Origin of the sequence: Streptomyces sp. Alt3 (assembly GCF_030719215.1) — a bacterium.
Taxonomy (GTDB): Bacteria; Actinomycetota; Actinomycetes; order Streptomycetales; family Streptomycetaceae; genus Streptomyces; species Streptomyces glycanivorans.
The window spans coordinates 5,220,107-5,242,504 of sequence record NZ_CP120983.1; the positions used below are offsets into that span (position 1 = coordinate 5,220,107).

Below are 22,398 nucleotides of genomic sequence, written 5' to 3' on the forward strand. Positions count from 1 at the left end.
CAGCCCTCCGTGGCACCCGCCCGGGCCCGGCAGGTCAGGCGGACTCCCGTACGACCAGCCGGGTCGGGGTGATCACGGAGGACAGGGGGTGGCTCCCGCCGGCCACGCCGGACGCCTCGCGGAACAGCAGGCGGGCCATCGTCCTGCCCATGCCCACGATGTCCTGGTGCACCGTGGTCAACGGCGGGTCCATCGTGCCGGCAAGGGACGGGAGGTCGTCGAACCCGACGACCGCCACGTCCTCGGGCACACGCACCCCGCGCTCCCGCAGCAGGTCCAGCGCCCCCGCGGCCATCAGGTCGGAGGCGACGAACACCCCGTCCAGGTCCGGGCACCGCTCCAGCAGGGCGGCCATCGCCTCCGCGCCGCCCCGCCGGGTGAAGTCACCCTCGACGACCAACTCGGGTGCCCCGTCCAGGAGAACGTCGCGATAGCCGTCGAGCCGGTCCACCGAGGCGGCCTGGTCGAGCGGGCCCGTCACGGTCGAGACACGCTTCCGGCCGAGCGAGACGAGATGGCGTACGGCCTCCCGGGCGCCGCCCCGGTTGTCGGCGTCCACGTACAGGTGGGTGCGGGCCCGTTCGCCACCTCCCACCACGGGCCGTCCGCCGAGGACGACGGGGATCCCCAGCTGCTCCGTCATCGCGGGCAGCGGGTCGTCCGCACGCAGCGAGAACAGCAGCGCGCCGTCCACGTGCCCGCCGCCGAGGAAGTGGCCGACCCGCGCGTAGTCGTCCGGGGACTCGATGAAGACCAGTACCGGCTGGGCCTTCCGGACTGCGAGTTCCTCCCTGATCCCGCGCAGGTGCTCCGCGAAGAACGGGTCGACGAACAGGCGGTTCTGGGGCTCCGTCACCACCACGGCCACCACGTTGTTGCGGCGGGTCACCAGGCTCCTGGCCGCCTGGTTCGGCACGTAACCGAGCTCGGCCACCGCCACCCGGATACGTTCGGCGACCGCGGCGCGCACCCCCGGCTCGCCGTTGACCACGCGTGACACCGCGGACCGGGACACCCCGGCCCGCCGGGCCACGGCGTCCAGCGTGGGCCGCCGGCCCCCGGAGCGCCTACCCAAGACGCTCTCCCCGGCGCAGCAGATCCTCCAGGACCCGCTGGGCGAGGTGCCCGTCGTCGAAGCCGGCCAGCGCCCCCGGCCGGGTCCCGGACACGGCGCCCGCCCACTCCTGGAGCTGCTCCAGGAAGGAGTCGCCCCAGCCCGTCACCTCGCCCGGCGGGTCCGGCAGCCGGGCGGGGCCGAGGAGTTTGACCGGCTCGACGTCCACTCCCGTACGCACCTGGAGCAGCTGGCCGTCACGTGAGTGGTACACGAGCTCCCCGCGGCTCCCGGTGACGGTGACGGCGAGACCGAGCTCCTCGGGCGCCGACGACTTCGAGGCGGTGAGGGTGAAGTGCGGGCCGCCCGTCAGACCGCCGCTCACGAAGGCGTGGTCGTCGACCACCACGTCGTGCCCCTCCTTCGTCGCCACCCTCGTCTGGAGCCCGACCCGGCAGCTGCCGGTGTCGACCGGACTCCGGAAAAGGAAGTGCAGCATGTCCACGAGGTGCACCCCCAGATCACCGAGCGCGCCGCTGGTCGACCGCTCGGTCGGGCCGTCCCGCCAGGTGAAGCGGGCCCGGGTCACCGCGCTGGAACGCCGGAGGGCGACGGCCACATGGAGCACGCGGCCGATCTCCTCCTCCTCGATCCGCCGGCGGATCTCCCGCACCACCGGCAGATAGCGGTAGTTGAAGCCGACGCAGGACACCCCCGCGGCGCCCGAGGAAAGCCGCAGCATGTCGGCGGCCTCCGCGAGCGAGGTGGCCATCGGCTTCTCGCACAGCACGTGCCTGCCCTGCGCGAGGGCCTCGCACGCGTAGGCGGCGTGGGTGCGGTTGGGAGAGGCGACGACGATCCCGTCGGCCGCCTCGTGGAGCTCGCCGAGCGAGGCGAAGGCCCGCGTCCCCAGGTCCGCGGCCAGTGTGTCCGCCCGCCCCTGGTCGACATCGAAGAGGCCGGCGAGCGAGACGCCGTCGTCGGCCGACGCCAGGACCGCCCGGGCGTGCACCCTGCCGATGTTCCCCGCGCCGATGATTCCCACGCGCATCAACGGGACTCCTTCCGTGGTTCTTCTCTTGGACGGTCGCGCAGGACCGCGAGGATCGCGGCCGCGTACGGGAGGCCCGACACGTCCGGATGACGACTGCGCGCCTCGGCTGTGCAGTTGGCGACCAGGACCCCACGGCCGGCCTCCCGGAGCATCTCCAGGTCGTTGCCGCTGTCCCCGAAGGCGAAGGTGTCCGCGGGCGGCACACCGTACGCCCGGCGTACATGCCGGACGACGGCCCGCTTCCCGCAGTCCGCCGGGAGGAAGTCCACGTCGTAGCAGTTCTCCGGATCGCCCGCCGCGGGGTTGCAGCGGCTCACCCCGACGCCCAGGGAGTACCTCTCGGCCGTGCTCCTGACCAGGGCCAGGCTCCGCTCGTCACTCGCGGGCGTACGGGCGTAGTAGTAGTGGCTCCGCACCAGGCTGCCGGGTGGCCTGCCCTCCTGAGGCACGAGCGGCACCCCCCGGTCCGCGAGCTCCCCGGTCACCGCCTCGGCGAGCGAGGCCAGCCGTCCGGGCTCGGGGAGCCGTTCCTGCCAGGACGGGTCCGGGTGCGCGACACCGTCACGGAGGTACAGGAGCTCGGTCCCGAGGGAACAGGCGATGAAGTGCGGCAGTCTCCGCAGCCGGTGGGCCCTGACCTTGTCCATGACGGACGGCAGCGAACTGCCGGTCACCCAGCCGAAGAGCAGCCCGTGACGCCCGGCCGCCTCCACGAGGAAGTCCTCCAGCGCCTCCCGGTCGGCGACCTCGGCGGCGGTCGGGGCATGGGCCAGATAGGTCTCGTCGAAGTCGCAGAAGGCCACCGCTCCGACCCGCCGCGGCACCGGCAGGGAGGCGGGTTCAGCGCGCGGTCGGACGGACGGCAGCATGCAACGCCTCGATCACTCGGTTCTGTTCGGTGAGGGACAGCTGGTTGTGCAGGGGGATCTGGAACGCCGTCGTGTGGAGCTGTTCGGTGTGCGGAAGCCGACTGCGGGAGAAGAGCCTCCCGTGCAGCGGGGTCCGCTGCCGGTGGGTGAGTACGGGGTAGTAGATGTCCGTCTCCACTCCGCCGTCCTCCCGCACACGGGCGCGGATCCTCTCCCGTTCCGCGGGCCCGCCCGGAACCCGCACGGTGAAGAGGTGCCAGGCGTGGTCGGGGGTGAAGGACGGCAGCGTCAGCAGTCCTGCGGCGTGCAGCTCCGCCAGGCCGGTGACGTAGCGCCCGGCCAGGAAGGCCCTCCGGTAGTTCTTGAGGGTCAGTCCGGGCAGCAGCCCCATGGCGACCGAGGCGATCGGGTTGTCGATCTTCGAGTTGAGCCCCCAGGGCTCCGTCTTCACGTTCTTCGTGTCCGGGTGGAAGCCGTGGTAGGCGATCGCCCGGACCCGCTCGGCGAGTTCACCGTCCCCGGTGAGGACGGCCCCCGCCTTGCCGGTCAGTCCGAAGTTCTTGTACGGGTTGAAGCTCAGGACGGCCGCGTCCGAGTGCCGTCCGACGCCCGTGACGCCGATCGCCTGGCAGGCGTCCTCCACGACCCGCAGACCGTGGGCGTCGGCGGTCCTGCGGAGCGCCGCCATGTCGGCCAGCCGCCCGTACAGGTGGACCGGCAGGACGGCCCTGGTGCGGGAGGTGACGGCGGCCCCGGCCGACACGGGGTCCAGAGTGTGGCGTTCGGGCTCGACGTCGGCGAGGACGGGGACGGCCCCGCAGGCCAGGACGGCGTTCTCGGTCGCCGCGAAGCTGTTGGCAGGGATGATCACCTCGTCGCCGGGCTCCACCCCGACCGAACGCAGCGCGACGATCAGGCCGTCCGTGCCGCTGCTGGTGGCGGTCGCGTGCAGACCGGTGAAATCGGCGAGCGCCGCCTCGAACGTGGCCACCGCCGGCCCGCTGGTCAGTTCACCCGTCGCCAGGGTGCGCGCGAAGCACTCGGCCGCGACCCGCTGCTCCGCCGGCGTCAGCAGCCGCGACTTCGGCAGGAACGGGACCGGACGCCGCTCGCCCGGCAGCGGTTCGTGCTCCTCCCGGTGGAAGACGGAGTCCGGGGCGGACGGGTCGAGGCGGTCCGTACGTCCGGCGAGCAGACCGGCCAGCTCACCGTGGGCGACGCAGCCGGAGGACGTGTACGCGGGGACGGTCCCGCCGCGTACGTCCAGCACCAGCCCGTGCAGACCTTGGCTGTCCCCGGTGAAGACACCGCCCCGGGGCACCCCGGTGTCAGGGAGATCCTGGGCCACGGTGGTCACGCCGCGGCCTCCTCGTACGCCGCCGGGACCTCCGGAGCGGTGAAGCCGAAGGCGTCGGCCGCCTTCCGGAGCACCCGAGGGTCCGGGCGCTTGAAGTAGAGGAGTTCCCGTCCCGTTCGCAGGCCCTGGACGGTGAGGGGCAGATCCCGGTCGTCGGTGGTGTCGATCACGACCAGGTCCGTCAGGGCGCCGCGCCGGGCCACCTCCGCCGCCGCACCGGGCAGGCCGGTGCCGTCCACGACCAGAACCTCGTACCTCCGCCCCAGGGGCAGCCTCCCCTCCAGGGCCCGGCAGGCGAACTCGAACCGGAGGTAGGCGTCGAACCAGCTGAGCCGGTTCTCGCGGTCGGGGTCGAAGTAGTCGTCCAGGATCCACTGCAACCGCACCTCGGTCCCGGGGTGACGGTCGACGAAGTAGGCGAAGTTCTCACGCCAGTCCGCGTAGCGCTCCCGGTCGGACTCGGGGTGGGCCTGGTGGTAGACACGGGCGTAGGGGGTGTGGACGAGGACGAGGCCCGCGCGGTGCAGGCGGTATCCCAGCTCGACGTCCTCGAAGCTCCACCTCTTGATGTTCTCGTCGAAGCCCCCCACGGCCAGCAGCCGTTCCTTGCGCACGGAGACGTTGCAGCCGTACAGGAAGTGCCAGCCCGTCGCCAGACCGGCCAGGTTCTCCGAAAGGGCCCGGGTCACCTCCGCGCGCTCGTCCGCCTCGGCCACGGGCGGGAACGCCTCGGGGGCGAACTCCTTCCCGAGGAGGCCGAGATCGACCGGGCCCGGCGCCAGGTAGTCACGGAAGCCGATCGCGACGACGTCGGTGCGGTCCCGGTGGCAGCGGACGTGCTCCTGGACGAAGAGGGGGTCGATGATCTGGTCGCCGTCCGCGAAGGCGATCACCTCGCCGTCGGCCGCCTCGACACCCGCGTTGCGGGCGGCCGAGCGGCAGGAGCGCTCGGTGCGGGGGAGGTACAGCCTGCGGAGCGGATACGTGAGCGACAGGGCGTCCACCATCTCACCCGTTCCGTCCGTCGAGCCGTCGTCGACGAGTACGACCTCGAATGCGTCCGGTGCCGCCACGATTTGGTGGTTCAGGGACACCAGGCAGGGTGCGAGCAGTTCTTTCGAATTGTAAGTGGGAATGACGAGGCTGACCTTCACGGATCTCCTAAGGAATCGGTCATCAGCAGTGCGGGGCGCGTCGGATCAGGTATCGGAGACGGACGCCCTTTTCGTCTGCTCGGGAAGCGCTGGACGCTCCTGGCGTTTCCCGGGAAGACGGCGCCAGCGGATATCCATCAGCAGGGCACGGAGGTTTTCGTCGACCGCCATGGCGATCATCACTCCGAGTATTCCGAGCCCCAGCGGAAGGGAGAGGGCGTAGGCGAGGGGGAGGAAGACCGCCCACAGGACGACGATGCCGACCACGGCCGGGAACACGACATGACCGACGGCACGCAGGGAACTCGCCGTCGTCATGATCAGCGAGGAACCGGGGAGATAGAGCAGGCCGCACCAGAGCAGCAGCTTCCCGGCGTCGGCGATCTCCGGATCGGTGGTGAACCCCCGCATGATCCATTCGCCGGACAGGCCCGTCACCAGGGCGAGGGCCACCGCGGCCACCACCCCGGCGGCACGGGTGTTGCGCGCGAGCCGGCGGATGCGGTTGGTCTCCCCGGCTCCCGCGAGGTGCCCGAGCGCGATCTGGAGGCCTTGGGACAGCGCCGAGGAGAACATGCCGATCATGTTGGTGATGCTGAGCGTGTACATGCGCGCGGCGAGTTCGTCGGTCCCCACGGCCGAGATGATCCGCGTGGTGACGATCTGTGCGAGCTGCCAGAAGGCGGGCTCCAGCATCGTGGGCAGGGAGAAGGCGACGAGCAGAGCGGCGTGCGCCTTCAACTGCCCCACGGTTCCCGGGCGGCGGAACCTGATCCGGATCCTGAAGAACACCAGCCACAGGCTGTACAGCAGACCGGCGCAGGTGGCGAGCGCCGTCGACAGGGCGACACCCCTGACGCCCCAGCGGGGGCCTGACGTGGACAGCACCAGGACGAGGATCAGCGTGACGTTGACGACGTTGGTGAAGACGGCGGCGAACATCGCGTGCCGGGTGAACCCGTTCGCGGCCAGCACTCCGCCGAGCATGGCCACCAGGGAGTGCAGCACCGCACTTCCCCCGACGATCTGCAGGAACGTCGTACCGAAGGCGAGGTGCTGCCCGCGCAGTCCCATCAGGCCGGCCACGTCCTCGGCGAGGACGAACAACGCGATGCTCACCGCCGCGCCCAGGACCACGTGCAGCAGCAGGGCGACGAAGTAGTACTCCCGGACCTGCCCCGGTTCCCCCCGGCCCAGCGCGCGTGCGTACACGAGGCTGCCGCCCTGCCCCATGAAGGAGAACATCATGAGCACGAACGTCGCGACGGTGTTCACCGAACCCACCGCGCCCGCGGCGTCGTCCGAGATCCGGCCCAGCGCCCAGACGTCCACCAGACCCATGGAATACGTCGACAGCAGCTGGAGGAAGATGGGCCAGCTCAGGGAGAAGACCCCGAGATTACCTTTTGGCGGCACGACCGTGCGTCTCCGTTCCCTTGCCCTGTCGGGCCGTATCCGTACGAAATGCCGAACGACACGGCCGGAAAGCCTCAGGGCTCGGGGACGGGATCTGGGGAAATCCGTTCCTCCGGTCGGGCAGCGCGATGTTATCCGCACGCCGACTTCTCCAGGAAGCAAGTATCCAAAAGGAGGCGACGATTCCGCGCCGCGACGGCTGCCGGCCGGTACTCGGGACGAGTGACCAGGAGTCACGGCCGGAAAGGGATGAAACACCTGCCAGTGTTCGAAGGAGAATCCCGGAGACACCGTCCGTGACGGAAAGCCGGAGGAACACGGCTTGTCACAGGCGCGACGGAACGGTCGCGTGTGGCCGATACTCTCGCGCGGATCGGCCGATTCACATCGGTGGTGCGAGCCGGGAGGGAGACGGGCGGCACCGCGCGCCCGCACGTGGCTACTGGTCGACGACCTCGACCGTCGGCGGATGGCCGTTCCAGGTGCAGAAGACGGACAGCGTCGCCCCCGCCCCGTCGCTGAAGTCCACCCGGATCCACTCCGGGTTCGTCCACACCTGCATCGACCACCCCGGCTCGGGCGTCGCCGAGACCAGCTTCGCCGAGTGGTCCGCCAGTTCCAGGACGACCCTGCCGCCGCGCGTCGGATAGCTCCTGACCTCGCCCGCGTCCGCCGCGGGCGGCGAGGTCTTCGCGGGGCCCGGGCTCCGGTCCGGCGGGCGGGAGGACGGCTGCCGGGAAGGAGCGGCCGACGGCGCGGGCGTGGACGCCGTCGCGCTCGGCGGGACAGAAGCAGAGGCCGGGGGAGCCGCGCGGTGCGTCGAGGACGACACCGGCTCGTCCGTCGCCTGCCCGCTCCTGGCCCCCACCGAGATCGGAACGGCCCGGGGCGGGTCGTACACGGTGCCCGACATGACCGTGTGCACGCCCCACCACGACAGGGTGACCGCCGCACCCGTGGCGAGCGACCACGCGATCGCGTGTACGAGTCCTCGTTGCATCGGGCACATCCTGCACCACCCGCACCGGCCCTGTCCTGGAGGGGACCCCGTTACTCCGGATGGGCTACGGTGCGGCGCATGCCTAGTGTGCTCGTGGTCGAGGACGACCAGTTCGTACGTTCCGCCCTCATCCGGCACCTGACCGAGGCCTCGCACACGGTGCGCAGCGTCGGCACCGCCCTCGAAGCGCTCCGCGAGGTCGCGCACTTCCGCTTCGACGTCGTCGTCCTCGACCTCGGGCTGCCCGACCTCGACGGCGCCGAGGCACTGAAGATGCTGCGCTCCATCACCGACGTACCGGTGATCATCGCGACCGCGCGGGACGACGAGGCGGAGATAGTCAGGCTCCTCAACGACGGTGCCGACGACTACCTCACCAAACCGTTCTCGGTCGAGCACCTCTCCGCCCGGATGGCGGCCGTCCTGCGCCGCACGCGCGGAGCCGGTGCGCAGGCGCCGCCCCCGCGCGTCCTCCAGGTCGGCGGGCTCTCCATCGACCCGCTGCGCCGTCAGGCCGAACTGGACGGCACGGCACTGGACCTGACCCGCCGCGAATTCGACCTGCTGGCCTTCCTCGCCGGCCGCCCCGGTGTCGTCGTCCCGCGACGCGAGCTGCTGGCCGAGGTCTGGAAGCAGTCGTACGGCGACGACCAGACCATCGACGTCCACCTCTCCTGGCTGCGCCGCAAGCTGGGCGAGACGGCGGCCCGGCCGCGTTATCTGCACACCCTGCGGGGAGTCGGCGTCAAACTCGAACCACCGGCCGCGGGGCCCGCCGCATGAGATGGGCCCTGGTCAAGGTATGTCTGGCCGTCACCGCCATGGTCGTGATCGCGTTCGCCGTGCCACTCGGACTCGTCATCAAGGAGATGGCCCGCGACCGCGCCTTCTCCGACGCCGAGCGGCAGGCCGCCACCATCGGCCCCACCCTCACCATCACCACCGACCGTGAGGAGCTGATCCGCGCCGTCCTGTCCACCGAACCCGGCGGCCAAGGACGCCTCGCGGTCCATGTCCCCGCCGACGGGACGGGCGGCCCCCGACTGGAGATCGGCACCCGCCGCGCCACCCGTGAGGACCTGGCGACCGTCGGAGCGTCCGGACGCGCCTCCATCGCGGACGTACCGGGCGGCTCCGTACTGCTCCAGCCCACCGCGCTGGGCTCGGGGGGCATCGCCGTCGTGGAGGTCTTCGTGGCCGACGACGACGTCTCCAACGGCGTCGGCACCGCCTGGCTGGTGCTCGCCGGTGTCGGCATCGCGCTGATCGTCGGTTCGGTGGCCGTGGCCGACCGGCTCGGCGTACGGATGGTGCAGCCCGCCCAGCGCCTGGCCGGCGCCGCCCAGGACCTGGGGGAGGGGCGGCTGGGCACCAGGGTCCCCGAGGAGGGGCCCACCGAACTCCGCTCCGCGGCGGTCGCGTTCAACTCCATGGCCGACCAGGTGGTCCAGCTCCTCGCCAACGAGCGCGAGCTGGCCGCCGACCTCTCCCACCGGCTCCGCACCCCGCTGACCGTGCTCCGCCTCAACGCCGCCTCGCTGGGCGAGGGCCCGGCCGCGGAACAGACCAGGGCGGCCGTCGAGCAGCTGGAGCACGAGGTCGACACGATCATCCGCACGGCGCGTGAGCAGCGCCCGCAGACCCAGGGCCAGCAGTCGGGCGCGGGAGCGGGGTGCGACGCCTCCGAAGTCATCCGGGAACGCATGGGGTTCTGGTCGGCGCTCGCCGAGGACGAGGGACGCACGGTGCGGCTGGCGGGAGTGGACCGCACGGTGCGGATCCCGGTCGCCAGGCCCGAACTGGCGGCGGCTCTGGACGCCTTGCTCGGCAACGTCTTCCGGCACACCCCGGAGGGCACCGCCTTCGCGGTCGACGTGCACCACAGCGGCGACGCGGTGCTCGTGCTCGTCTCGGACGCCGGCCCCGGTATACCCGATCCGGAGTCCGCCCTCGCCCGCGGTGCCAGCGGGCGGAACGGGGCTCAGGGCGGGGTGGGATCGACCGGTCTGGGGCTCGACATCGTCCGCCGGGTCGCCGAATCCACCGGCGGTGACCTGCGGATCGGACGGTCGGTGCTCGGTGGCACCGAGGTGCGCATCTGGATCGGGCTGGACGGCGGACCGGCCGAGCGGGCGCGCCGGGGGCACCGGGTCGGGCGGCGAAGCGGAAGCCGGGGCCCGCGGGGAGGCAAAGGGCGGAACGCGGAACTCCATGGCGCCCGGGACCCGCGAACGGGCAGCTGAGGGAGCGCGAACAGTCGCACCGCCGGGCCCGCGAACGGACGCCTGAGGGAGCGCGAACAGCTGCCCCGGCCCGCCGCCGGCACCCGCGGTCTTAACCCGTACCGATGTCCTCCTTAAGCAAACCCTAAGAACACCGGCCCGGTTCCCATGAGTGCCTTTTGCCCGGTTCGAGGCGGCTAGCGTTCAGGCGCAATCACCCCCGGCAGGACGAAGGCAGGCACGCGATGGGCACCAGCACGCACCGGCGTACGGCGAGTACCCGCACGAAGGCGGTCGGCGCGCTCGTCGCCGCAGCGGTCGTGGGCGGCACGGTCCTCGCACTCACGGGCACGGCGCAGGCGGCCGCCGTCGGCGCCACGTACACCAGGGCCAGCGGCTGGACCGGTGGCTACACGGGGCAGTACGTCGTCTCGAACGACACCGCGACCGTGCAGTCCGGGTGGACGCTCGAATTCGACCTGCCCGCCGGGACGAAGATCGAGTCCCTCTGGAACGGCGAGCACACCGTCAGCGGCAACCACGTGACCGTCGAGCCCGCGAGCTGGAACAAGGACATCGCCCCGGGCGGATCCGTGACGGTCGGCTTCGTCGCCGCCTCCGCCGGAACCGCCGCCGATCCGCGGAGCTGCCTCATCAACGACGCCGCCTGTTCCACGGACGGCGGCACCGCGCCCGAACCGAGCGGACGCCCGACCGTGACCCCGACGGCCGCGCCGACCCCGGCGCCCACGAAGACCCCGACGCCCACGGGCACCGCGACCGCCGGGCCGACGGAGACCGCGACCGCCGAGCCGACCGCCGAGCCCTCCGGTCCGGCCGGCGGCACGGCCGACGGGGCCGGATTCGCCCCGTACGTCGACACCTCCCTCCACCCTGCCTACGACCTGCTGGACACGGCGTCGAAGACGGGCGTCAAGGAGTTCACCCTGGCGTTCATCACCTCGGGCGGCAGCTGCGCCCCGCTGTGGGGCGGGGTCACGGGGCTCGGCGACGACAAGGTGGCCGCCCAGATCACCGCGCTGCGAGCCGCGGGCGGTGACGTGCGGGTCTCCTTCGGTGGAGCCGCGGGTGCCGAACTGGCTCTGCACTGCTCCTCCGCCGCCGAACTCGCCACGGCGTACGGCAAGGTCATCGACGCCTACGGCCTGACCAAGGTCGACTTCGACATCGAAGGCGGGGCGCTGCCCGACTCCGCCGCCAACTCCCGTCGTGCGCAGGCCATCACCCAGCTCCAGAGGTCGCACCCCGGGCTGGACGTGTCCTTCACGCTGCCGGTGATGCCGGAGGGCCTGACCCAGCCGGGCGTGGATCTGATCGCGGACGCGAAGAAGAACGGCGTGACGATCGGCGCGGTCAACATCATGGCGATGGACTACGGCGTTTCGTACAGCGGGGACATGGGCGACTACGCCGCCCAGGCAGCCACGGCCACCCAGGCGCAGATCAAGGGCGTGCTCGGGCTCTCGGACGCGGCTGCCTGGAAGGCGGTCGCGGTGACCCCGATGATCGGCGTGAACGACGTCGCAACCGAGATCTTCACCGTTCAGGACGCCACCCAACTGGTCTCGTTCGCAAGGGAGAAGGGCATCGGCAGGCTGGCGATGTGGTCGGGCACACGCGACGCCCAGTGCGCGGGCGGCGCGAAGCCGACCGCGGACGCGACGTGCAGCTCGATCCTCCAGGAGCCGCTGGCCTTCACCAAGGCGTTCGGCGCCTTCCGGTAGTCCGGCGGCCTTCCGGCCCCCTCCCCGTGGGCTCAGGCGCACCCTTCGACCCACCCCCCTCCGCGCGCCCCGGCCGGCCCCCACACCCCCCACATCCGGCCGGGGCGCGCGCCCCTGTGCGTCCGCGCTTCCGGCACACGGAGGGGCGAGTCCCGTCCCGCCCGCCGGACCCGTCCGTCCCGCCCGCCGGACCCGTCCGTCGCGTCCGCCGGACCCGTCCGTCGCGTCTGCCGGACCCGTTCGTCGCGTCTGCCGGACCCGTCCGTCGCGTCTGCCGGACCCCTCCGTCGCGTCCGGCGTGTCCTCCTTCCGCCGGCTTGTCCGGAGCGAAGCGGAACCCCCTTTGCCCCGTGGTGGAGTTCGGGGAAAGAACGCGGAAACCTCTCGTGACCCCCTGTGCGCCCCCACGGCACCCTCGTCCCGTTCATCTTCCGGCGGGCATCAGCGGGTTGGCGGGCCGCCGGCGCCCCGTGGCGCGAGGCGCGGGGATCCGTGGGGCGCGGCGGTCCTTCCCGGGCCCTCAGAGGCGAATCGCGGCCCGATACCCCGGCTGACCTGCGGTGATCCGGAGAGCAACACCCCACGCATGCAGGGCGCGAGACCAAGCGCAAGCCCTCGGTCGGACACGTTCCCGTGACTTGCAGGACACGCTCGGGCAACGGAAGCGTCTTCAACTCTTGACACCCACCCCCTTGAGGCAGCAACCTTCCGGCATCAGCGCATGGGAGCGCTCCCATATCGAACGAGGTTTTTCGCTCGTACGGGGACGGCACCGCCCATGTCCTCTCCGTACCACTGGCACGCGCGCCACTCGTGCGTATGCCGAGCAGATCGAACGCCAGTCCCACCCTGGAACAAGGAGTAGTGGAATGCGCATCACCCGCACCGTCGCAGGTCGAGGCCGCAGAACCGCCGTCATGGCCACCACGGGCCTCTCGGCCGCCGCCCTGCTGCTGACCGGCTGCAGCGACTCGGGATCGGACTCGGACGAGGCCGACGCGAACGGCAACATCACCCTGACCGTGGCCGACTTCGGACAGTTCGGCTACAAGGAGGCGGGGCTCTTCGCGAAGTACCACGAGCTCCACCCGAACATCACGGTCAAGGAAAACGTCACGGCCGACGAGCAGGTCTACTACCCCAAGTTCCTCCAGCAGCTCAACACGGGCAGCGGCCTGGCCGATGTGCAGGGCATCGAGGTCGGCCGCGTGAAGGAGCTCGTCGACACCAAGGCGGACGCCTTCGCCGACCTCTCCAAGGTGATCGACCCCGACCAGTGGGTGAACTGGAAGGCGCTGCAGGCGAGCACCGACGACGGCAAGGTCATCGGTGCCGGCACCGACATCGGCCCCATGTCGATCTGTTACCGCCGCGACCTCTTCGAGCAGGCGGGTCTGCCGACCGACCGCACCGAGGTCGCCGCGAAGCTCGCCGGCGGCTGGGAGGACTACCTCGCGCTGGGTGAGGAGTACAAGAAGAAGGCCCCCAAGGACACCTTCTTCATGGACTCCGCCAGCGCCATGTACAACGGCGTGGTCAGCTCCGACTCGGAGCAGTACTACTCCAAGGACGGCAAGGCGATCTACAAGGAGAGTGCCGGCGTCCAGGCGGGCTGGAAGCTCGCCTCCGAGGCGGTCGACAAGAAGCTGACCCAGGGCCTGGCCCAGTTCAGCCCGCCGTGGCAGGCCGCCCTGCGCAAGGGCAGCATGGCCACCGTGGCCTGCCCCGCGTGGATGGCCGCGCAGATCGCCACCTACTCCGGTGACGACTTCAAGGGCAAGTGGGACATCGCCCGCACCCCGGGTGAGACCGCGGCCAACTGGGGCGGTTCGTTCCTCTCCGTGCCCGCGAAGGGCAAGCACGTCAAGGAGGCCGGCGAGCTCGTCAAGTGGCTGACCGCGCCCGAGCAGCAGGCCGCCGTGTTCAAGGCCGCAGGCCTCTTCCCGTCGAACAAGGGCGCCTACGACCTGCCCGACGTGAAGACCGCCAAGCTCGAGTACTTCAACAACGCGCCGATCGGTGAGATCTACGCCGAAGAGGCACAGGCCATCCCCGCGGCGGTGCTCGGCCCGAAGGACGGCGTCATCAAGGACACCATCTCCACCCAGATCAACAACATGGAGCAGCGTGGCACCAAGCCGGACGACGCCTGGAAGGCGGCGACCGAGGCGATCGACAAGGTGATCGGCTGATCCTCGCCGGTGCGGGCGGCCGGGACGACTTCCACGCGTCCCGGCCGGCCCGCACCGGTGCCGGTTCTCCCACCGGCACCGCGCACCTTCTCCGACACCTCCGCCGGACCTGACCAGAGGTCCGGCCTGCCCCTGCGGTGTCGGCACACCCAGGGAAGGACTCCCACCTGTGGCAACCACCACCCCCACCCGGGGCGTACAGGGCCCGCGGCCCGGCCGCCGCGCCCCGAAGCCCATGACGCCCGGCCGCCAGGCCTGGCGCAGCCGACTGTGGCGCTTCGACGACAAGGCGTCGCCGTACGCCTACATCGCGCCCTTCTTCCTCGTCTTCGGGGCCTTCGGGCTCTACCCGCTCATCTACACCGGCTGGATCGCCCTCCACCGGGTGGAGATGACCAGCCTCGACCAGATGGAATGGGTCGGCTGGGGGAACTTCAGCACCATCCTCCAGGACTCCGAATTCTGGACCGCGGTCACCAACACCTTCGTCATCGGCGTCATCTCGACCGTGCCGCAGCTGATGATCGCGCTGGGCCTCGCCCACCTGCTGAACTACAAACTGCGCGCCAGCACCTTCTGGCGCACCGTGATCCTCACGCCCTACGCCACCTCGGTGGCCTCCGCGGCCCTCGTGTTCGCCCTGGTGTTCCGGGCGGACGGCGGCCTGCTGAACTGGGTCCTCGGTTTCTTCGGCGCCGGCGAGACGAACTGGGCCAACGGACACTGGTCGTCCAACATCGCCATCGCGGTCATCGTGATCTGGCGCTGGACGGGCTACAACACCCTGATCTACCTGGCCGCGATGCAGGCCGTCCCGTCCGACCTCTACGAGGCGGCCTCGCTCGACGGCGCCTCGCGCTGGCAGCAGTTCCGCAACGTGACGATCCCCGCCCTCAGGCCCACGATCCTCTTCACGATCGTCATCTCCACCATCGGGTCCATGCAGCTGTTCGGTGAGCCCCTGCTGCTCGAAGGCGGTCAGGTCGGAGCGCGGGGCGGCACCGAGCACCAGTACGAGACCCTCAGCATCTACCTCTACAACTACGGCTGGAACCTCGGACACCTCGGTCCGGCCGCCGCGGTCGCCTGGGCCATGCTCGTCCTGCTGCTGCTCATTGCCGCGATCAACTGGCTCGTCGGGCGCTTCATGCGCAAGACCGCGGCCTGACGGGGAGCGATATCCATGACCACCACCAGCCCCATCACCGCCCCGGACCACCGCCGCGTCTCCAAGGCCGCCGTCGGTGACGAGCCTCCGCGCCGGCGCCGCTTCAAGCCTGGGGCCGGGCGCCAGCACCACGCGGGCCCCTTCGCCTACTTCGCGCTCGTCGTCGTCGGCCTCGGCTCGATCTTCCCGCTGTACTGGACGCTCGTGGCCGCGTCCCGCACCCAGGACGAGGTGCTGGACACCACGCCGCCCCTCATCCCGGGCGGCAACCTCTTCAACAACCTCGAGGCGGCCTGGGAACAGGCCAACCTCGGCAAGGCCATCGTCAACACGGTCATCGTGTCCTCCAGCATCACCGTGGCGACCCTGTTCTTCTGCACCCTGGCCGGCTACGCCTTCGCCAAGATGCGCTTCAAGGGCCGCGGCGCGCTGATGACCGCGGTCATCGCCACGCTGACCATCCCCCCGCAACTCAGCGTCGTACCGCTGTTCATGATGATGTCGGACATCGGCTGGGGCGGTCAGCTGGAGTCGGTGATCTTCCCGACCCTGGTGAGCGCGTTCGGCGTGTTCTTCATGCGTCAGTACCTCCTGGAGGCGCTGCCGTACGAGCTCATCGAGGCGGGCCGGATGGACGGGGCCAACAACCTCCGCATCGTGTGGAGCATCGTGCTGCCGGTCGCCCGACCGGCCATGATGGTGCTCGGTATGCTTACCTTCGTCCAGTCATGGAACGACTTCTTCTGGCCGTACCTCGCGCTGAATCAGCAGAACCCCACGCTCCAGGTGGCCCTCGGCCAGCTGAGCGCGTCCTACGTGCCCGACCAGAGCATCGTCATGGCGGGCGCACTGATCAGCACCCTGCCCCTGCTCGTCGTCTTCGTCATATTCGGCAAGCAGATCGTCGGGGGAATCATGTCGGGCGCGGTCAAGGGCTGACCCCGGCCCGCCCTTCCGGTCCGATCCCGGCACAGCCGTTCCACCCGGCCTTCCGTCCTTCCCGGCCCGGCCCACGGCCGTTCCGTACGGCCTGTACCTGACCGCAGGCCGTACGGGGGCCGGGTCCCCGCACTTCCTGTCCCTGTCCCTCCACCCATGGGAGCGCTCCCGCATGACTGCCGTACGACCCGACACCACCCCGAAGCAGGCGCCCGGGACGCAGTTCCCCACGGGCTTCATCTGGGGCGCGGCGACCGCCTCCTACCAGGTCGAGGGTGCCGCCGCCGAGGGCGGCCGCACGCCGTCCATCTGGGACACCTTCAGCCGGACACCCGGCAAGGTCCGCAACGGCGACACCGGCGACATCGCCGCCGACCACTACCACCGCTACCGCGACGACGTCGCCCTCATGAAGCAGCTCGGGCTGAAGGCCTACCGCTTCTCCGTCTCATGGTCCCGGGTCCAGCCCACCGGCCGCGGCCCGGCCGTCGAACGCGGCCTGGACTTCTACCGCAAGCTCGTCGACGAACTGCTGGACGCCGGCATCATGCCGGTCGCCACCCTCTACCACTGGGACCTGCCCCAGGAGCTCGAGGACGCCGGCGGCTGGCCCGAGCGCGTGACCGCCGACCGCTTCGCCGACTACGCCGCGATCGTCTCCGGCGCGCTCGGTGACCGCGTCGGCATGTGGACCACCCTCAACGAGCCGTGGTGCTCGGCCTACCTCGGTTACGGATCCGGCGTGCACGCCCCCGGACGCACCGAGCCCGCAGCCGCGCTGCAGGCGGCCCATCACCTCAACCTCGCCCATGGCCGGGCGATCGAGGTTCTGCGCGCCCAACTCCCCGCTGCTGCGCAGACCTCGGTCACCCTCAACCTCCACCAGGTCCGCCCGCTCACCGACAGCGAGGCCGACGCGGACGCCGCCCGCCGCATCGACGCGGTCGGTAACCGTGTCTTCACCGGTCCGATGCTGCGGGGCGAGTACCCCGAGGACCTGATCACCGACACCTCGCACCTGGTGGACTGGTCGAAGCTGGTCAAGGACGGCGACCTCGCCACCATCTCCCGTCCGGTCGACGCCCTCGGCATCAACTACTACACGCCGACGCTGGTCTCCACCCCGGCACAGGGCGCCAGTTACGCGCGCAGCGACGCCCACGGCGCCAGCGACCACTCCCCGTGGCCCGGATCCGAGCACGTCGCCTTCCACCTCCCCGAGGGGAAGGAGCGCACCGCGATGGACTGGTCGATCGACCCCGACGGGCTCTACAACCTGCTCATGGACACCCACCGGGACCACCCCGGCCTGCCGCTCATGGTCACCGAGAACGGCGCGGCGTTCGACGACTACGTCTCGCCCGAGGGCAAGGTGGAGGACCCCGAGCGCGTCGCCTACCTGCACGGGCACCTCGACGCCGTGCAGCGGGCCGTCGCCGACGGCGCGGACGTCCGTGGCTACTTCCTCTGGTCCTTCATGGACAACTTCGAGTGGGCGTACGGCTATTCGAAGCGCTTCGGTGCCGTGTACGTCGACTACGCCTCGCAGCGCCGGATCCCCAAGACGAGTGCCCACTGGTACTCCGACGTGATCCGCCGTCACGCGCTGCCCCCGGTCGGCGGCGTCTGACCCGGATCGGCACCGTCCGACCCCGGACAGGTTTCACAGCGGGACCCGGCACTTCGCCGGGTCCCGCTTTTCCGTTTGCCCGGGCGGGCGCGTCGGCCACCGGGCGGCATCGTCCTGTGGCCCGCCTTACGTGTTCGTCATCCGGACCCCGTACGCTTGGGAGCGCTCCCAAGAGTTGTGGCGCTGCTGAGACCGCCGGGTCCGGACGAGTGTCAAGGGATCGGACGGTGGGACTTGGTTTGGCCATCCCGCTGTGAGAAATTGACCGCGAACGGGAGGCAGCCATGGCGGCAGCGCGAGTACGGAGTGGCGGGCGGCCCACGCTCGAAGAGGTAGCGGCCCGGGCCGGAGTGGGGCGGGGCACGGCCTCTCGCGTCATCAACGGCTCGCCCCGGGTCAGCGCCCAGACCAGGGAGGCCGTCGAGGCGGCCGTCGCCGAGCTCGGGTACGTACCCAACCGCGCGGCCCGTGCGCTCGCCGGCAACCGTACGGACGCGATCGCCCTCGTCGTGCCCGAGTCCGAGACCCGGTTCTTCGCGGAGCCGTACTTCTCCGACATCGTGCGGGGAGTCGGGGCGGCCCTCGCCGACACCGAGATGCAGCTGCTGCTGACCCTCGCCGGCAACGACCGCGAGCGCCGACGGCTGGCCCAGTACCTGACCGCGCACCGGGTCGACGGGGTGCTCCTGGTCTCCGTCCACGCGGACGACCCGCTGCCGGATCTCCTCGAACAGCTCGGCATGCCCGCCGTGATCAGCGGCCGCAGGCACGCGGCGGAGACGCTGCCCTCCGTGGACTCGGACAACTTCGAGGGTGCCCGAGCGGCCGTCGACCACTTCATATCGCGAGGCCGCCGCAACATCGCCACGATCACCGGCCGGCTGGACGTCTACGGTGCCCAGCGCCGCCTCGACGGCTACCGCAAGGCCATCGCCACCGCCGGCCTGGACCCCGACGAACGGCTGATCGCACCCGCCGACTTCAGCGAGGAGGGCGGGGCCCGCGCGATGCGCGAGCTGCTGGAGCGCCGCCCCGACGTCGACGCGGTCTTCGCCGCCTCCGACGTGATGGCGGCGGGCGCCCGCCACGTCCTGCGCGAGTCCGGCCGCCGTATCCCGGACGACGTGGCCCTGATCGGCTTCGACGACTCCGCGGTGGCCCGCCACATGGATCCGCCCCTGACGAGCGTGCGCCAGCCGATCGAGGAGATGGGCCGCACGATGACGCGCGTCCTGCTCCAGGAGATCGCGAACCGTTCCTCTGGCGACGGCACGCGGGAGCGCCCGCGGATCGTGCTGCCCACGGAGCTGGTGGTACGCGAGTCGTCCTGAGGCGTGCCGCGTCGTCGGCAGCGGAGGTGCGCACACACGACCGGCTTATTTTTCACAAGTTCTCCATGCGGCGTCCACCCGGCCGATATGGTTCCCGGAGTTCGGCGAGTGTGTGACGCACCACACGACGCCATGTAGCGATCTGCCGCGCGTGCGCTCTGGTCCGGCAGTGCATCTGGGGGGCCGCATGCAGAAGATGGTCAAAGGCGCGAACGTCGGGCTGGGCACGCTCAGTGACGACGTCGGGTCCGTGGTGATGAGCCTCGGGTGGAGCAGCCCGTCGGGCGAGGGCGACGCCGATGTGTCCGTGCTGTTGCTCGACGGCAACGGCAAGGTCCGCAGTGACTCCGACTTCTGCTTCTACAACAACCCGGCGGTCGGCAACGGCAGCGTCCAACTGCTCGGGAAGAGCCCCACGGCTGACGGCAACGAGGACCGGATCAGTTTCGATCTCGACGCTGTACCGCCGGAGGTCGAGCAGATCGTGGTGGCGGCCAGCCGCTACGGCGGATCCAGCTTCGGGGATCTGAACGACCTCTGTCTGAAGCTCGCGGACAGCTCCGGTGACGGTCTGGTCCAGTTCTCCGTCGAGGACGCGGGAGCCGTGAGTGCCTTCATCTTCGGGGAGCTCTACCGCCGCACCGGCGAGTGGAAGTTCCGGGCCGTCGGGCAGGGCTACGCATCCGGTCTGGGCGGGCTGGCAACGGACTTCGGCGTCGACATCGACGACGACGAGGAGGAGGCCCGGGAAGAGGAGGCCCGGGGAGGGGACCCCGGGGAGGAGCCCGTGGCGCGGGGGCAGGAGGGCGGAGGCCGGGAGCCGGTGGTTCCGGCGCCCCGGGCCCCGGAACCACCGGCTCCCGTGACGGCCGGCGAGGCGACGCCGCCCGAGCCGAAGAGGCGCGCCCGGCCGCGCACGGCCAAGAAGAAGGTCACACTTCCGAGGGCCACGAGGAAGACGCTCGCCGAGAACGACTCCTGGCGCACGGCCAGGCTGTTCCCGCTCTCCACCCTCAGGAGCGACCGCGAACGTGAGATGCGCGCGACGTCGGTGCTCCTGTCGGTGATGACGCAGGTGCCCGAGTTCGGGCGACGGCTCACAGCCGGGTTCGGCGCGCCCGCCGGGAGGATGGAGACCTTCACCGAGGTGTCACTGCCGCACGGCGACTCGCCCCGTCGGCCCGACGGAGTCATCCGTGTCGAGCGGGCAGGCAAACTGTGGACCGCCCTGGTCGAGACGAAGACGAACGGCAACGCCCTGAAGCCGGACCAGGTGCAGGCGTACATGGACATCGCCGCCCGCCGCGGCTACGAGGCCGTCATCACCCTCTCCAACGACGTCGCGCTCGAAGGCAGCCCCCTCGTGGACGTCAGGATCGACGGCAGACGCAAGCACAAGGTCGCGCTCTGGCACCTCTCCTGGGCCGAAGTCGCCCACCAGGCACAGATGCTGATCCGTCATGAGGGAGTGGTCAACGCCGCGCACGCTTGGCTGCTGCAGGAGCTTCTGCACTACCTGCAGCACGAGCAGTCGGGTTGCCACGGATTCCAGAACATGGGCGCAGCCTGGGTGCCCGTCCGTAAGGGGATCGACGACGAGACGCTCTGCCAGGGCGATCCGCGGGCCACCGAGGTCATCGAGAGCTGGGAAAGGCTCGTCCGGCAGGTGTGCCTGCGGCTCGGGGGTGAACTGGGCCAGAAGGTCCTTCCCGTCCAGCGGACCAGACGAGGGTCCGACCCCCACGCCCGACGTGCCGAGCTCGCCGACAGGCTCTGTTCCCAGGGGCGGTTGGAGGCCGAGCTCCGTATCGAGGGCACTCCGGGGAATCTGGCCATCGCCGCGGACCTGCGCACGGGGAAGCTGCGTACGTCGATCGAGGTGGCGGCGGCCGAGCAGGGGTATCCGCTCAATCGGGCGAAGCGTCTGATCAGGCAGCTTTCCTCGGCGCCTGCGGACCTGCACATCGAGACGCTTCTCGAAGGGGACGGCGTCGGGCCACGCGGAACACTGGAACGTCTGCGGCCCGAGCCCGGAGACCTCCTTCCCAAGGGCGGCGGGGAGATCGTGGGCTTCCGGCTGTCCCTGTTCAAGGGAATGGGCAACGGGCGTGGCAGTGCGGAGACCGGGTTCATCCGGAGCGTCGACGAGGCGGTGGACCGCTTCCACGCCCTCGTGATCGCTCAGCTGGACGTTCGCGGAGCACGTCGTCCGGGTGGTGGGGTGGAGGCCGCTCGCTGACCCCACGAGGAGACCCTGCCGCGTCGGGGGAACGCGCGGCAGGGCCTGTGGATCGGATGCCCGGGGTGCGGCTCGTCATGCGGCCCGGAGTCCTCTGTGGCCGGTGTCACCCGGGCCGTTCGCGCCGCCCCCGGGCCGGGCCTCGGTGCTTCGCCCATGTGGCCGGGCTCCGGAGCCCGTAGCTCTGAGGAGCCCGCGGCTCAGAGGCTCCGGGCGGTGACGTCGCCGTAGGACGTGGTCGCCTTGATGTACAGGCCGGGCGTGCCGTCGGTGTTCCTGAGCGCGTTGTCGATCCGCCCGTAGCCGGTGCCGGCGTCCAGGGCGGCGGACACTCCGCGGGCCGCGGTGACGGAGATGTCCCCGGCCTCGGTGCGCAGGGTGAGGGTGCCGCCGGCGGCCTCGGCGACACGGATGCCGCCCTTCTGGGTGCTGATCTCGCCCGGGCCGCCCAGGCGGCCGACCGCGATGTCGCCGGCCTGGAGGGCGAGGCGGGCGCTCGCGGTCTCGTCCAGCTCGACCGAGCCTGCCGCGCCCTCGAAGGTGACGTCGCCGAGTCGTCCGACGCCCCGGAACCCGGCGGCGGCCGTCCTCGCGTCGACGTGCGAGCCGGCGGGCAGCTGGACCGTCACCTCGACGGATCCGGAGTTTCCGAGGACCCGGCTCGTCGCTCCCTGTACCGCGATCCGCAGGACACCGTCCCGGTAGGAGACCTCGGTGCCCTCCGCCGCCTTCACGTCGCGGCTCTTCGAGGCATCCGCGGGCCGGACCTCGACAGAGGTGTCGGTCCGGTCGGAGGCGACGATCCTGATGAGTCCCGAGGGGACGTCGAGGGTGGTGGAGACCAGGGCGGGGGTGTCGAAGTTCTGCATGACGCGCTCCTTGGGATCGTGTTTCCGATGAGTGAAACGCTACGTTGCGTTCATTGATGTGGCAACGGCTTTGTTGCGCCGCGGGCACGTAATAGCAGGTGGTCGCAGGAATATCGTTGCAACGGACCAGATCCGAACGCAACAGGATATGAATCACTC

The 22,398-nt window shown here is 70.8% G+C and carries 17 protein-coding genes; 9 read left to right on the forward strand and 8 right to left on the reverse strand.

Annotated features, from left to right (window positions below; all coding sequences use genetic code 11):
- Positions 1 to 34 precede the first annotated feature (34 nt).
- From P8A20_RS23055 to P8A20_RS23085, 7 genes are all read right to left on the reverse strand, one after another.
- Positions 35 to 1,075, reverse strand: coding sequence for a LacI family DNA-binding transcriptional regulator (locus P8A20_RS23055; RefSeq protein WP_147963576.1), 1,041 nt, complete (start codon positions 1,073 to 1,075; stop codon positions 35 to 37).
- Positions 1,068 to 2,105 carry a Gfo/Idh/MocA family protein gene (locus P8A20_RS23060; RefSeq protein ID WP_306104173.1) on the reverse strand — a complete coding sequence of 346 codons (1,038 nt, stop codon included), beginning with the start codon at positions 2,103 to 2,105 and terminating at the stop codon, positions 1,068 to 1,070. The genes P8A20_RS23055 and P8A20_RS23060 overlap by 8 nt, the downstream gene beginning before the upstream one ends.
- Positions 2,105 to 2,977 (reverse strand): HAD-IIB family hydrolase, encoded by an 873-nt coding sequence (locus tag P8A20_RS23065; RefSeq protein ID WP_306104174.1) that lies wholly within the window; start codon positions 2,975 to 2,977, stop codon positions 2,105 to 2,107. The genes P8A20_RS23060 and P8A20_RS23065 overlap by 1 nt, the downstream gene beginning before the upstream one ends.
- Positions 2,949 to 4,334 (reverse strand): DegT/DnrJ/EryC1/StrS family aminotransferase, encoded by a 1,386-nt coding sequence (locus tag P8A20_RS23070; RefSeq protein ID WP_261988985.1) that lies wholly within the window; start codon positions 4,332 to 4,334, stop codon positions 2,949 to 2,951. Before P8A20_RS23070 ends, P8A20_RS23065 begins: the two co-directional genes overlap by 29 nt.
- On the reverse strand, positions 4,331 to 5,488 hold the full coding sequence (locus P8A20_RS23075; RefSeq protein WP_147963573.1) for a glycosyltransferase family 2 protein: 1,158 nt from the start codon (positions 5,486 to 5,488) through the stop codon (positions 4,331 to 4,333). Before P8A20_RS23075 ends, P8A20_RS23070 begins: the two co-directional genes overlap by 4 nt.
- Positions 5,489 to 5,533: 45 nt before the next feature.
- Positions 5,534 to 6,904, reverse strand: a complete 1,371-nt coding sequence (locus tag P8A20_RS23080; RefSeq protein WP_261988984.1) for an MATE family efflux transporter — start codon at positions 6,902 to 6,904, stop codon at positions 5,534 to 5,536.
- A gap of 439 nt (positions 6,905 to 7,343) precedes the next feature.
- Positions 7,344 to 7,904 carry a hypothetical protein gene (locus P8A20_RS23085; protein ID WP_147963572.1) on the reverse strand — a complete coding sequence of 187 codons (561 nt, stop codon included), beginning with the start codon at positions 7,902 to 7,904 and terminating at the stop codon, positions 7,344 to 7,346.
- A 78-nt stretch (positions 7,905 to 7,982) separates the two neighbouring features.
- On the opposite strand from P8A20_RS23085, the gene P8A20_RS23090 reads away from it, so the two are divergent.
- The 9 genes from P8A20_RS23090 (at position 7,983) to P8A20_RS23130 (ending at position 21,370) form a co-directional block, all read left to right on the forward strand.
- Entirely contained in the window at positions 7,983 to 8,687 is a 705-nt protein-coding gene (locus tag P8A20_RS23090; RefSeq protein WP_109881771.1) for a response regulator transcription factor, read from the forward strand.
- The gene (locus P8A20_RS23095) at positions 8,684 to 10,147 is read left to right on the forward strand and encodes a sensor histidine kinase (RefSeq protein WP_306104175.1); all 1,464 of its coding nucleotides are present in this window, start codon (positions 8,684 to 8,686) and stop codon (positions 10,145 to 10,147) included. Before P8A20_RS23090 ends, P8A20_RS23095 begins: the two co-directional genes overlap by 4 nt.
- 224 nt (positions 10,148 to 10,371) lie before the next feature.
- Positions 10,372 to 11,871: a cellulose binding domain-containing protein gene (locus P8A20_RS23100; RefSeq protein ID WP_306104176.1), complete on the forward strand. Its 1,500-nt coding sequence runs from the start codon at positions 10,372 to 10,374 to the stop codon at positions 11,869 to 11,871.
- Between the two features lie 869 nt (positions 11,872 to 12,740).
- Complete coding sequence (locus tag P8A20_RS23105; RefSeq protein WP_147963570.1) at positions 12,741 to 14,063, forward strand: ABC transporter substrate-binding protein; 1,323 nt, start codon at positions 12,741 to 12,743, stop codon at positions 14,061 to 14,063.
- A gap of 169 nt (positions 14,064 to 14,232) precedes the next feature.
- The gene (locus P8A20_RS23110) at positions 14,233 to 15,231 is read left to right on the forward strand and encodes a carbohydrate ABC transporter permease (RefSeq protein WP_147963569.1); all 999 of its coding nucleotides are present in this window, start codon (positions 14,233 to 14,235) and stop codon (positions 15,229 to 15,231) included.
- 15 nt (positions 15,232 to 15,246) lie between these two features.
- Entirely contained in the window at positions 15,247 to 16,170 is a 924-nt protein-coding gene (locus tag P8A20_RS23115; RefSeq protein ID WP_147963568.1) for a carbohydrate ABC transporter permease, read from the forward strand.
- 172 nt (positions 16,171 to 16,342) lie between these two features.
- Positions 16,343 to 17,800 (forward strand): GH1 family beta-glucosidase, encoded by a 1,458-nt coding sequence (locus P8A20_RS23120; RefSeq protein ID WP_306104177.1) that lies wholly within the window; start codon positions 16,343 to 16,345, stop codon positions 17,798 to 17,800.
- A gap of 284 nt (positions 17,801 to 18,084) precedes the next feature.
- Positions 18,085 to 19,131, forward strand: a complete 1,047-nt coding sequence (locus P8A20_RS23125) for a LacI family DNA-binding transcriptional regulator (RefSeq protein ID WP_147963566.1) — start codon at positions 18,085 to 18,087, stop codon at positions 19,129 to 19,131.
- A gap of 187 nt (positions 19,132 to 19,318) precedes the next feature.
- Positions 19,319 to 21,370 carry a TerD family protein gene (locus P8A20_RS23130; RefSeq protein WP_147963565.1) on the forward strand — a complete coding sequence of 684 codons (2,052 nt, stop codon included), beginning with the start codon at positions 19,319 to 19,321 and terminating at the stop codon, positions 21,368 to 21,370.
- A 200-nt stretch (positions 21,371 to 21,570) separates the two neighbouring features.
- On the opposite strand, the gene P8A20_RS23135 is transcribed toward P8A20_RS23130, so the two are convergent.
- Positions 21,571 to 22,239: a DUF4097 family beta strand repeat-containing protein gene (locus tag P8A20_RS23135; protein ID WP_147963564.1), complete on the reverse strand. Its 669-nt coding sequence runs from the start codon at positions 22,237 to 22,239 to the stop codon at positions 21,571 to 21,573.
- Positions 22,240 to 22,398 lie beyond the last annotated feature (159 nt).